The following is an 11,955-nucleotide window of genomic DNA, read 5'->3' on the forward strand; positions in this document are numbered from 1 at the left end:
AAGACCTCGGGCGTGCGTCCCGCCGCTTCGCCTCGTTGGAGACCAGGCGGCGGAACAACCGTCCGACATCGGCCCCGCCGGGCGCAACGCGTCCAGGCCGCCCTCGCGCCAGGTCCGGTGCCACTTCTCCACCTGCCGCACACCCGCCCGCAACTCCGCGGCGACCATCGCGGACTTCTCGCCCCGGGCGAACCGCTCACTCGTCAACGAGTACCGACATGCCGCATGACCAGCGGCCCGACTGGGCAACGGAGGCCGACAGGGGCGATGGGCGGCTTACCGCGTGGTACCCGCCAAGTGGTCCTGCAGGCGCGCGTGGCGGAACTGGTAGACGCCGCCCACCTGGCGCAGCACGCCCCGGGCGTGCGCGTCCGCCAGGAAGGTCATCACCCGCCAGGGCAACCGGCCGCGCAGCGGCAACCAGGTCCGGGCCAGCACCCACGGGCCCCACACGGTGAAGAAGAAGATCCAGACAGCCGACGCGCCGACCACGCTCGCCAAGGCGAACGCGATCCACCCGGCCGCGCCGGAGACCAAGCCGTACAGCACGCCGATCGTTGACAGGAAGCCGAGCCCGATCACGAGTGCGCTCCCGGCGCCGACCAGCACCCCGTGTGACACCGCGGTCCGGCGGTCGATGCGCAACAGACCGGGTGGGTTGACGGTCCTCGCGGGGTCGACCGGGACACTCAGGGTCCGGACGAACCCGATGAGGAACCGGATCGCGACGCCGATCACGACGGCGGCGATCACCCCGACGACCACACCGCCGTCGAGTCCGAGGAACACCGTCCCGGCGAGGCCGAAAATCACCCCTCCGACCGTGAAAACAGCCAGCCAGATCACCGCTCGACAGCCCTGGAGCCCGTCGGCGAAGGAGGCGAGCACATCGTCGACCGACCGCGGGAACCGCAGCCGCAGACGGGAAGGGGCGGGCGGCACCCGCGGTCCGCGACCCGGTCCGATGATCAGAGCCGCAGCCAGGGCGCTCACCGCGGTGAAGCTCAGTCCGCACAGCCACCAGAGGCGACGCGCCCCTGGTTCCCAGTCACCCAGCCATCCCAGCGCCCCGATGCACGCGAAGCCGGACGCCGAGATCACCAGTGCCGCCGCGAGCGCCCGCACCGCGGCCGGCACTGCGGACACCAGTTGCCACCAGGCGAAGTCGCGGGTCCCGAGGTCGTCGAGGTGTCGGGCCAGGAAGTGCAGCCAACGCTGGACGTCGCCCAACCGCGAGGAGCGGGTCTCGTCGTCCCCAGGCGTGCCGCGGGAGTAGGCGGCGGGGAAGAACTCGACGAACAGGTGGTCCTCGACCACCCGCCGGTAGGCGTCCACACCGGGCGTCGAGGGTCGGAATCCCAGCAGCAGAAGGGGGTCCGCCGTGGTGTCGGAGTACGCGGACCTGGCCAGCGCGACCATCAGCGGGTTGCCCAAGGTCCGCAGCAGCGCCTCACCCGCCGGGTCGCCCCTGTGGTCCCGCAACCGCTCCAGCACCGGGTCCCACTTGGTGCGGAACTCGCCCTTCCCGGACTTGCGGGTGCTCAGCGGCAGGTAACGCGCCAGGTCCTCGACGTCCAAGCTGGCCAACTCGACCACCGCGGCGGCGGTCAGCACGTCACCGGTCCCCACCGCGCGGGCGTACTCCCCATCACGGCTGGTGAGCAGCAGTGGGTCGTGCCGGCCCAGCCCGGCGTTGACGGCGGTGATCGCGTGGGCGCGCAGGTGCTCGCTGATCTCGTCGAAGCCGTCCAGCACCGGCATGACACGGCCGGTGGCCAGCAGTGACGCGGCGGCCGTGGTCCCGGAGCCGTCCCTGGCGGCAAGCACCGGGTGGTCGGTGAGCAACTGCTCCACCAGCCAGGTCCGCAACGGGACGGTGGTGGGGTCCCAAGACCCCAGCGAGAAGACCACGGGCACCGGTCCGTCGGCCGCGCGTCGTCGCCGCGCCAGTCGGACGAGCACGAAGCGCGAGGCCAGGACCGTCTTGCCCGCGCCCGCCTCACCGAGCACCACGAGCCGCCGGGACGGCACGGCGTCGAACACCTCGACGATCCGGTCACCGTGCCCGTCGAGGCGGACCGGCTCGGGCCGGTCGGGCGAGCCGTGGACGTTCTCCCAGTGGTCGGTCAGGCGCTCGTCGGCGTTGGTCCACCGCACGGGAAGCGGGAAGGGATCGTGCACTTGGCGGATGCGCTCCTCAGCCTCCAACTGGCCGCGCACCGACGTTGCCAGCACGTCCGCCATCCCGTCGAGCCACTCGTCCAGTTCACCGATCGGGCCGGCTCTCGTGCCCTGCCGCGCGGTCAGGGCGAGCGCGACAGCCGCCACGGGCAGGCCGACCATCGCCACGTACATGCTGACGACGCCGGCCAGCTTGTCGTTCGAGTCGACGTCGCCGGCGGCGACCCGCAGGGTGATCCAGACCAGGAGCGCGCAGAAAGACACGACGCCCAGCACCAGGACGATCCTCGTGCGAACTCGGGGACCGGGCGACCGCATGGGGTCATCATGCCGTCGTCACCGGCGTTTGCGGGTGAAGCCAGGCGACCCGGGTGGCATCGGCTGTTCGTACTCGCGCGCTCTCGGCGACCGGCCGACCGGTTCGGTCCCAAGCCGCTTCCGGTCTTCGTCCCCCGGATGGCGACGCCCTCCGGGGGACGAGCGGGCGCCTGCTGAGCCCTGGTGGCGTTGATCGAGCGGGGTGGCACCTGGACCAGCGGACCGTGGCCTCGTGGCGGTGTCGGAGTCGTTCGCGGACACGGCGGCGGTGGCCCGTGATCCACTCCGAAGTCCGCTCCACCACCTTTGTGGTGTTCACGCCGGTGTGGCGCTCGCGGCCTCGGACCTCCTTGCCGCCGCCCGCCCGGCCGTCGCACCGCGCGGTCGCGCGGCCTCGCCGTGGTCGACTCGCCGGACCTGGCTCGTCGACCCGATCCGGCCGGCCACTCGATCCGGTTCGGCGTGACCTGCCGGGCCTCGCCACCCGGCTTCGCCACCTGACGGGGGACGGTTACGGCGACGGGGTGATGCGCCCGAGGGAGAAGACCGTGCGCTCCAGCGTGTCGGACGGCGGCCAGGGGAAGTCCGGCAGGCTCGCGCGGAGCAGGACCCGCCCGTGCAGGGCGGTCCACAGCGCGACCGCGTCGCCGAACGGGTCGGTGCTGGTCGAGCGTCCGCTGCGCACGCAGGCTTCGAGGTTGTCGACGAGGACGTGGAAGGCGGCGAGCCCGGGGTCTTCGGCGCGGGCGTTTTCGGGCTTGAGGTGGGGTCGGTCGAAGAGCACGCGGTAGCGGGCGGGTTCGCGGGTGCCGAAGTCGACGTAGGCGGCACAGCCGGCGAGCAGCCCTTCGACCGGGTCGCCGTGGGCGGTGACGGCTGCTTTGACGTCCCCGTGCAGCTGGGCGATCGCTTCGAGGACCACCGCCTCCACGATGGCCTCCCGGTCGCTGAAGTGGGCGTAGATCGACGGCGTCGAGATGCCGACCTCGCGCGCCACGGAGCGCAGGGTGAGGGCCTGGTCGGTGCCGGCGCGCACGATCAGCGCGGTCGCGGCCCGGACGATGTCCTCGCGCAGCCGGAGGCCCTCGCCCCTGCGGTTGCGCGGGCGGGAGACCGGTCCTCCCTGGCCCGGGGAGTCGTCGCGTGCCGCGGGTGCCTTCGTCACGACCCTGACTTTACAGGTGTTAGCCGACTGTCGTAGCGTCTCGCCCCAAGACGGCTAACAGCTGTAAGTTTACAATCGTTAGGACAGTGTGGACATGCGTGTGGACACCACGATCGACCCGGGAGCGGGACACCCGCGACGTTGGTCCGCCCTGGCCGTGCTCTGCGCGGCGCTGGTGGTCACCACCCTCGACAACACGGTGCTCAACACCGCCCTGCCCGTGCTCGCCGACGCCCTGGGGGCCTCCACCGCCGACCTGCAGTGGATCAACAACGCCTACACGCTCGTCTTCGCCTCGCTGCTGATCCCCGCGGGCGGCCTGGGAGCCCGCTTCGGCCTGCGGCGAGCCCTGGTCGGCGGCCTGGTCGTGCTGGCCGCCGGATCGGCGGCCGCCGCCACGGCCGACTCCGCCGGCCAGCTCATCGCCTGGCGCGCGGTGATGGGCGTGGGCGCGGCGTTCGTGATGCCGGCCACCCTCTCGATCATCGTCGCGCTGTTCGGTCCCCGGGAACGGGGCCGGGCCATCGCCGTGTGGTCCGCGTCCGCGGGCATCGGCATCGTCCTGGGTCCCGTCGCCGGCGGCCTGCTGCTCGAACACCTCTCCTGGGGCAGCGTCTTCTACGCCAACGTCCCCCTGGTCGCCGCCGTGCTCGCCGCCACCCTGGCGCTCATCCCCTCCCTGCCCGGACGGCGCACCGGCCGCTTCGACGTGCTCGGCCCGCTGCTCTGCGCGGCGGGTCTCGCCGCGCTCGTCGACGTGATCGTGCGAGGCCCCGAACGCGGGTGGCTCACAGGGGCGTCACTGGCCGAGGCCGGGACCGCGGTCGTGCTCCTGGCCGCGTTCGTGTGGTGGGAGTTGCGCACCGCGCACCCGGTGGTCGACCTGCGCATGTTCACCCGCCGCACCTTCACCGTCGCCGGCGCCCTGCTCGCCGTCACCTCCTTCGCGTTGTTCGGCCTGCTGTTCGCCTACACCCAGTACCTGCAGCTGGTGCACGCCTTCAGCCCGCTCAAGGCCGGATCGGGGGCCTTGCCGTTCGCCGCGGCGATGGCCCTGGCCGCCGGTACGAGTGACCGCGTCGTCACCCGCCTGGGCACCAGGTGCACGGTCGCCGGGGGACTGGCCACCATGGCCGCCGGCCTGGGGTGCATGTCTTTCGCGACCACCACGACGTCCTTCTCCGCGCTCGCCCTCGGCATGGCCGTCATCGGCGCGGGCATGGGCCTCGTCATGGCCCCGGCCAGCACCGCGAGCATGGCGGCAGTACCCCGTGAGAGGGCACCGATGGCCTCCGCCATGAACAGCGTCGCCCGCGAGCTCGGCGGTGTGCTCGGCATCGCGGTCATCGGCACGGTCGTCTCCGCCGCCTACCGCGCCGAGCTGCTCGGCTCACTGCCCGCGGCACCCGCGAGCGCGACCGACGACCTGACCGCCGCCCACGCCGCGGCCGACACCCTCCCGCCCGATGCCGCGGCCGAGCTCGTCCACGCCTCCGACGAAGCCTTCACCCACGCCATGAACGCGGGCACGCTCCTCTGCGCCCTGCTCGCCCTGCTCGGCGCGCTCGCCGCCCTGGCCTGGCTGGACCGCCCCACGCCCGCCCGCCCGGCGGCCGGTGAAGCCGCCACCGCCGGTTCGTCCCGCCGGGGCTGATCCCCGCCAACGCCTGTCGCGGCCAACCGGCCGGTACGGCTCACCCGGGTGCTCGGAAGCCGCCGACCTCCTGCGCGCGAGCGGTTCGGCCGGCCGCAGCGGGGTGTGGTTCCCGAACACCGGACCGATGAGCTGTGCTCCGACCGGCAGGTCCGCAGAGGACCGGCCCGCGGGGGACCGGCCCGCGGGGACGGCGGTGGCGGGCAGGCCGGGCGTGGTGGTCAGGCCGGCCCGGACGAGCTGCTCGAAGCAGGGGTGATCGGGCATACCACGACGTCGAACTCGGCGAAGAGCTGCCGCCGGCCGTGGCGGTGGAGCTCGCGGCGGTTGTTCGCCTCCATCCGGTCGCGCGGGAAACGCGCAACGGAGCCCGAGATCAGCAACTGCCTGTAGAGCGTCGCGGCCTCGGTCGGATCGGGCAGCAGCGGACTGCGCCGTTCGACGCGGGCGCCGAGGACCAGGACCCGGAAGTCGCGGAGCCGCTCGTGGCGGGCGGGCGGCAGTGCCAAGTCGTGCGCCACGCCGAGCGTCAGCGCGTACCGCCCGGCCGTCACGTCGAGCAGGAGCGTGAGGTCGCGGGCGGTGCGCGCCATCGGAGGGGTTACACGGGTTTGGCGTACAGCGACGACGCGGTCGCGCGTGCCTCGTCATCTGGTTCGCACGGTGCGGAGGAACGGCTTCATGCAACGGCACGGGTTTCTCGGTCTGGTCAGCAAGCTGGTGGTGGGCCCGGCGCTCACACCTGCGGAGCTGGACTTCCTGGCCGTGACGCCTGCGTCGACGCCGGTGCCCGAGCACGTCGGCGCCACCGATGTGGAGCAGGTGCGCACCGTCACCGCCAGGCTGCACACGCTCGACCTCGCCCATGGCCCGCCGCGCCGCCGATCCCGCGATTCCGGTCACCCACCTGCTCGCGGAGATTCGGGAATAGGGCTACACCGGCAGTGCCAACCTGCTGGTCCGCTACCTCGACCAGGGCCGTGCCGAACCACCGCACCTGAGCAGTCTCACCAACGGTCTCGAGATCGACCGGTCCGCTGTGGACGCCGCCCTCACGCTGCCCCATCACAACGGCCGTACCGAAGGCGTTGACACCCGCACCAAAAGGATCATGAGACAGGTGCGCGGACGCGCCGGCTTCGACCTCCTCCGCCACCGCGTCCTCCTGCCCTGACGGGTACTCGGCGTCACCGCCGAATACGGAACAGAGCCACTCGTTCGACAGACCTCGCGCGGGGAAGACCACTTTTTGAGCTGCGACGTTACAGATCACTGCCCGCGTTTTCATCCGGTTCATCGCGGCCTCGAACCTTGACACAACGACGTTCCGCACGCCGCGTCCAGACCGCCTTACGCTCGTCGCAAGCGCAACTGCTCGGCGGGTTCGAGGCAGGCAGAGCGTGCTTCCACCTGCACTTCACCCCCACCTACTCCTCCTGGCTCAACCAGGTCGGGCGGTGGTTCGGCCTGCTCACCGACAAGCGACTACGCCGTACCACCCATGAATCCCCGCATGCCCTGGAGAACGACATCCGCGGCCGAGAGCTGTCACGTAACTCGGTGATGGGTCGTCGGGATGAATCGGGGATCATGATCGGGTGCGGGTGGTGGCCGAGCGCGGCGGTGACGCGGTTCGGAGCGGTTCAGGGGTAGATCAACCGGGCGACCTGCAGGAGGAAGTCGTTCCCCCGGCCGGTCGGGTCGTCGGCCATGAGTTCGGAGATCACGGTCATGGCCAGGTCCCGCCGCTTCGGCGCGCGGCCGGGAACGGCTGCCGCCAGTGCGGCGGACAGCTCGTCGCGCGGGAGGTCGGTGCAGTAGGCCGGCGCGCCGGGCTGCTGGCGCCACGAGTCCGCCAGGCTGCCGGCGTCGAAGCCGTCGAAGCCGGTGTCCTCGACCAGTGCCGTGCCCAGCGCCCGGTCGGCCTCCGCATCCGCGGCGACCGGGATCGCGATCCGACCGGGGGTGCCGGCAGCCGCGTGCTTGGTGGCGAACGAGCCCGAGAGGATGGCGTTCCACGCCTTGACGACGGGGCGGCCGAGCTGCTCTGCGACCCACAGGCTTTCGACCCGTCCCTCGTCGAGGGCGGTGATGCGGCCGTCGCGGAACGGGTAGTAGTTCGACGTGTCCAGCAGGACGGCGCCGGCCGGGAGGCCGTCGATGAGCGGCCGGATGTCCGGAATCCGGATGAGCGGGACGGACACGACAAGGGCCTCGACGTCGGTGACGACGTCGGAGGCCTCGACCGCCCGCCCGCCGGAGGCGGTCACCTCGGCCGGGATGGTCTCCGGGCCGCGGGAGTTGGCCACCTTCACCTCGTGTCCGGCCGCGCTGAGGCGCTGGGTCAGGGTGGCGCCGATGTTGCCGACGCCGAGGATGCCGATCTGCATGGTGCTGCTCCTTCTGTGTGGTGGTCAGGTGTGGTCGGGAGCGGGAGCGGTCGCCTCGGCAGGCGCCGGTGGCCGGCCGACGAAGAGGGTGCCGACGACCGCGCCGAGGCCGATGACCGCTGCGGTCACGAAGGCGGCCTGTCCGGCGGACTCGGCCTGGGCGAGCGCGCCGGCGTCCGCGGCGTCGGAGCCGATGGTGTAGGCGGAGATGAGCACCGCCCCGCCCGCGGCGCCGGCGAGCTGCTGGATCGTGGTGAAGGCCGCGGTGCCGTGCGGGTAGAGATCGGCACGCAGGCCCGCCAGCGCCGTCGTCGTCATCGGTGCCCACATCAGGGCCTGCGACGCCGACATGACGAGGTACGCCGCCAGCGCCGTCCCGACCGCGGTGTCCTCGTCCACGGTGCTGAGGAACCACAGCGATGCCGTCCACACGAGCGCGCCGGGGATCGCCAGCGGTCGGGGGCCGACGCGGTCGTACACCCGCCCACCCAGCGCCGAGACGAGGGAGATGGCCGCACCGCCCGGCACCAGGAACAGGCCCAGGGACAGCGTGCTCAGGCCGAGAACGTCGGTCAGGACCAGCGGCAGCACGATCAGGCTGCCGAAGCCGACCATCGCGATCACGAGCATCACCAGCAGCGAGAGCGTGAACGTCCGGGACCGGAAGACCCGCATGTCCAGCAGGGCGTTGCCCGACCGCTGCAGAACGACCTGGCGCAGGACGAAAGCCGCGACGCCGGCCACGCCGACCAGGATCGGCACGTACGGGGCGACTGGCGCGTGGCCCGACACCGACTCACCGATCGACGCCAGCCCGTAGACCAGCGCGCCGAACCCGACCGCGGACAGCACCAGGGAGAGCACGTCCAGGGTCACCGGCTCGGGCGTGGTGGTGTTGCGGAGCTTCAGCCCCCCGAGCACCAGGGCGAGGGCGGCGATCGGCAGCATGAGGATGAACAGCCAGCGCCAGCTGAAGGCCGACAGCACGACACCGGACAGCGCGGGGCCGACCGCCGGCGCCACGGCGGGCACCGCCGTGACGATCGCCATCACGGCGCCGCGCCGGGCAGCGGGGACCAGCCGCATGGCGGTGGTCATCAACAGCGGCAGGACGACCGCGGTACCGGCGGCCTGGATGATCCGACCGGCGAACAGGACGCCGAAGCCCGGCGCGAGGGCGGCGATCGCCGTGCCGACGGCGAACAGCGACATCGTGCCCAGGAAGATCGTGCGCAGGTGGAAGCGCCGCATCACGAAGCCGGTGGCGGGGATGAGCACCGCCAGGGTCAGCAGGTAGCCGGTGGTGAGCCACTGACCGGTCGTCGGGGTGATGCCGAGGTCGACGATCAGGGTGGGCAGCGCGACGCCCAGCATCATCTCGTTGAGCAGGACCGTGAACGTCGAGGCCATGAGCAGCCCGATGATCAGGGCGCTCCCCGGGGGGAGCCGGTCGCCGGCGGTCGTCTGCGGTGCGGGGGTGTCGGGGGTGTCGGGGGCGATGAGGCCCGGTGCCGGAGCGTTCTGGATGGACATGGGATGTGCTCTCCGTCCGGGGGTGGGTGGAGGTCGGGTCAGTTCGACGTGCGCGCCGCTCCGGCGAGGCGCGGGTCGAGTCCGTACTGGGCGGGGGCGCCGAGGTGATCGCGGAGGGTGGTGCCCTCGTAGTCGCGGTGGAACAAGCCCCGCTCCTGCAGCAGCGGGACGACCTGGTCGACGAAGGCGTCGATGCCGTCGGCGTAGACGTCGACGGCAAGCGAGAAGCCGTCGCACGCGCCGGCCTCGAACCACTCCTGCATGTGGTCGGCGACGTCGGCGGCGGTGCCGGGCACGACCGGGTGGTAGTCGATGACGCCGTGGGCGAGCACGTCGCGCAGCGACCAGCCCTCGCGGGCGACCGCGAGCGCGTGGGGTGAGCGCGGGTCGCCCGGGCTGGGCCGCGCGGCGGCCAGCTGCTGCGGGGTCAGGGGCTCGTCGAGCTGGTCGGGCGTCAGGCGCAGGCCGAGCATCGCGCCGAGGTAGCCCACCCGCTGGTGGAGGTCGATGACCTCGTCCAGCTGCCGGCGACGGTCCAGGGCGGCCCGCCGGGAGGGTGCCACGCTGGGCATGAAGCCCGCGAACAGCTTCACCTCGTCGGGGTCGCGGCCGACGCTCTCGGCGGCCGCCCGGAGCGCCGTCCGCTGAGCCCGGCCCTCCTCGATGCTGAACGGGTTGGCGTAGACGCCGCCGGCGTAGCGAGCGGCCACCTCCAGGCCGTTCCCGCCGCCGCCGGCCTGGAAGACCACGGGCTGCCCCTGCTCCGACGGCGGGATGGGCAGCGGCCCGCGCGAAGCGACGTGGCGCCCCCGCAGGTTGATCGGCTGGATCCGGCTCGTGTCGGCGAACTGCCGTCCGGCGACGTCGCGCACCCAGGCGTCCTCCGCCCAGCTCCCCCACAGCGCCTGGACGATCTGGACGACCTCGTGGAGGCGCTCGTACTTCTCGGCGCGGGGAGGAAGCGCGATGCCGTAGTTGGCGGCCGCGGCCTGGTTGGAGGTCGGGACCGCGTTCCAACCGGCGCGGCCGTGGCTGGCCACGTCGAGGGCCTTGAACTGGCGGGCGATCGTGTACGGCTCGTTGAGGGTCGTCGAGGCGGTGGCGACGAGCCCGATCCGCCGGGTGGCCCGTGCCATCGTCGTCAGGACGACGAGCGGGTCGATGGAGTGGTTCGGGACCGCGCGCTCGATGTCGTTCTCGAGCGCCGGGGTGTCGGCGAGGAAGACCAGCTGGATCTTGCCGCGCTCGGCCGCCTGCGCGTGCCGCGCGAAGACGTCCATGTCGGTGTAGCTGGACGGGTCGACCCCGGGCATGCGCCACGACCCGGGCTGTGAGCCGTAGCCGTTGGCGATCTGGATGGCCAGGAGCATCTGCGGGCTGGGCACGATCGGTCCTCTGCGCTAAAGTGGAGAGCGTCTCCGCCTGACTCCACCGAAGATACGGAGACAGTCTCCGCATTGTCAACGAGGGGTGGCCGGACGTGTCCGAGACGACAGCAGCCCGCGAGCGCAGGCCCCGGACGGACGCCCGGCGGAACCGGACGCACATCCTCGAGGTCGCCGAGCAGTACTTCACCGAGCACGGCATCACCGGGTCACTGGACGCCATCGCCAAGCGGGCGGGCGTCGGGCCGGGCACCCTCTACCGGCACTTCCCGAACCGGGAGGCCCTGCTCGCCGCCCTGCTCGAGGCCCGCGATGCGGAGCTGGCGTCCCGTCAGGACGCCATCCGCGCCGAGGTGCGCGACTCCACCGAGGCACTCGCCCAGTGGCTCGACGCACTGGGTAGGTGGACGACCGCGTTCGACGGCCTGCCCGAACCACTGCGCGTCGCGTTGACCGACGAGGTCCCGTCTCCGCTGGCCCTCACCTGCCAGGGATTCATCACGACCACCGACGAGTTCCTCGCCGCCGCGCAGCGCGACGGTGGCGCCCGACCGGACGTGCGCGGCCGGGACCTCTTCCTCGCCGTGCTCGCCACGGGCTGGGTGGCCGGAGCCGCCATGGCCGACGAGTCCTCGACCGCGGCCCTCAACACCCTTGTGAGGACCGGCTGGGAGGCGCCCCGGCCCTCCTCCGCCTGAAGGCCGTCACATAACTGATCTCGTGGTTGGTGGCTTCGAGTACTTCCCGGTCAGCCGGTGAGGGCGAGGCTGTGGAGGCGGGCGATGCCGGAGGCGGTGTCGCGCAGGGTGTGGGCGGCGCGGCGGTGGTCGCGCAGGACGGTCCAATTGTTCATGCGGGCAAAGGCGTGTTCGGCCCGGGCCCGGATCGACCGGTGGACGGTGTTGGGGTCTTCCTGCCAGTCGGTGAGTTCGCTGCCGTCGCGGGGTTCGCGGTAGGGCATGATCACTTCGGGATTGCCCTGGTAGCCGCCGTCGGCCATGACCGGGCGACCGTCGAGTACGTCGGCGATGCCGGAGTCGCGGTAGACGGTGCAGTCGTTGCGGTTGCCCGGTTTCGGATCGCCGGTGGCGATCACAAGCGGGTGCCGGCGTCGATGGCGACCTGCAGGTTGGTCGAGCAGCGGTAGTTCTTCGACCGTGCGGCCAGGCGGTGGTCGCGGGTGGGTACCAGGGTGCCGTCCACGATCGCGACCTGGTCGATCCGGCGGCGCCTCACCGGGGCCAGGGCGAGCAGCGGGCCGATGGTGTCGATGACCCGGTGCGCCGCGGCGTGCGACACCCCGAACAACGGACCGAGCTGCCGCATCGT

Annotated in this window: 7 protein-coding genes and 5 pseudogenes; 4 read left to right on the forward strand and 8 right to left on the reverse strand. The window is 72.2% G+C overall.

What is annotated here, in order from left to right:
* Positions 1–63 precede the first annotated feature (63 nt).
* The 3 genes and pseudogenes from ACR807_RS18800 to ACR807_RS18810 all read right to left on the reverse strand — a co-directional run.
* Positions 64–198: pseudogene (locus tag ACR807_RS18800) on the reverse strand (helix-turn-helix domain-containing protein); the annotation flags it as partial.
* A 78-nt stretch (positions 199–276) separates the two neighbouring features.
* A complete protein-coding gene (locus tag ACR807_RS18805; RefSeq protein ID WP_438922638.1) occupies positions 277–2,499 on the reverse strand; it encodes an NACHT domain-containing protein in 2,223 nt (740 codons plus the stop codon).
* Between the two features lie 511 nt (positions 2,500–3,010).
* Positions 3,011–3,664 (reverse strand): TetR/AcrR family transcriptional regulator, encoded by a 654-nt coding sequence (locus ACR807_RS18810; RefSeq protein WP_438922639.1) that lies wholly within the window; start codon positions 3,662–3,664, stop codon positions 3,011–3,013.
* Positions 3,665–3,758: 94 nt separating this feature from the next.
* Between ACR807_RS18810 and ACR807_RS18815 the strand changes: the two genes are divergently transcribed.
* A complete protein-coding gene (locus ACR807_RS18815) occupies positions 3,759–5,318 on the forward strand; it encodes an MFS transporter (protein WP_438922640.1) in 1,560 nt (519 codons plus the stop codon).
* 40 nt (positions 5,319–5,358) lie between these two features.
* Here ACR807_RS18815 and ACR807_RS18820 read toward each other — a convergent pair.
* Positions 5,359–5,923: pseudogene (locus ACR807_RS18820) on the reverse strand (amidase); the annotation flags it as partial.
* A gap of 266 nt (positions 5,924–6,189) precedes the next feature.
* On the opposite strand from ACR807_RS18820, the pseudogene ACR807_RS18825 reads away from it, so the two are divergent.
* Positions 6,190–6,492, forward strand: a pseudogene (locus tag ACR807_RS18825) (hypothetical protein); the annotation flags it as partial.
* A gap of 230 nt (positions 6,493–6,722) precedes the next feature.
* Positions 6,723–6,839, forward strand: a pseudogene (locus ACR807_RS18830) (IS630 family transposase); the annotation flags it as partial.
* A gap of 122 nt (positions 6,840–6,961) precedes the next feature.
* Here the strand turns inward: ACR807_RS18830 and ACR807_RS18835 are convergent.
* The 3 genes from ACR807_RS18835 to ACR807_RS18845 are packed head-to-tail and all read right to left on the reverse strand — an operon-like array spanning position 6,962 to position 10,626.
* The gene (locus ACR807_RS18835) at positions 6,962–7,708 is read right to left on the reverse strand and encodes an NADPH-dependent F420 reductase (RefSeq protein ID WP_438922641.1); all 747 of its coding nucleotides are present in this window, start codon (positions 7,706–7,708) and stop codon (positions 6,962–6,964) included.
* 24 nt (positions 7,709–7,732) lie between these two features.
* Complete coding sequence (locus ACR807_RS18840) at positions 7,733–9,241, reverse strand: DHA2 family efflux MFS transporter permease subunit (RefSeq protein ID WP_438922642.1); 1,509 nt, start codon at positions 9,239–9,241, stop codon at positions 7,733–7,735.
* A 38-nt stretch (positions 9,242–9,279) separates the two neighbouring features.
* Positions 9,280–10,626 (reverse strand): NtaA/DmoA family FMN-dependent monooxygenase, encoded by a 1,347-nt coding sequence (locus tag ACR807_RS18845; RefSeq protein ID WP_438922643.1) that lies wholly within the window; start codon positions 10,624–10,626, stop codon positions 9,280–9,282.
* Between the two features lie 95 nt (positions 10,627–10,721).
* Between ACR807_RS18845 and ACR807_RS18850 the strand changes: the two genes are divergently transcribed.
* Positions 10,722–11,324, forward strand: a complete 603-nt coding sequence (locus ACR807_RS18850; protein ID WP_438922644.1) for a TetR/AcrR family transcriptional regulator — start codon at positions 10,722–10,724, stop codon at positions 11,322–11,324.
* Positions 11,325–11,374: 50 nt separating this feature from the next.
* Here the strand turns inward: ACR807_RS18850 and ACR807_RS18855 are convergent.
* A pseudogene (locus tag ACR807_RS18855) lies at positions 11,375–11,955 on the reverse strand (transposase); the annotation flags it as partial.

Source organism: Saccharothrix sabaoui (assembly GCF_051756985.1).
In the GTDB taxonomy this organism is placed as follows: domain Bacteria; phylum Actinomycetota; class Actinomycetes; order Mycobacteriales; family Pseudonocardiaceae; genus Actinosynnema.

What these genes read in the sequence shown, in the direction of transcription:
- ACR807_RS18805 (WP_438922638.1), bottom strand. Translation starts at nt 2,499, where the DNA reads ATGCGGTCGCCCGGTCCCCGAGTTCGCACGAGGATCGTCCTGGTGCTG.
- ACR807_RS18815 (WP_438922640.1), top strand. Translation starts at nt 3,759, where the DNA reads ATGCGTGTGGACACCACGATCGACCCGGGAGCGGGACACCCGCGACGT.
- ACR807_RS18835 (WP_438922641.1), bottom strand. Translation starts at nt 7,708, where the DNA reads ATGCAGATCGGCATCCTCGGCGTCGGCAACATCGGCGCCACCCTGACC.
- ACR807_RS18840 (WP_438922642.1), bottom strand. Translation starts at nt 9,241, where the DNA reads ATGTCCATCCAGAACGCTCCGGCACCGGGCCTCATCGCCCCCGACACC.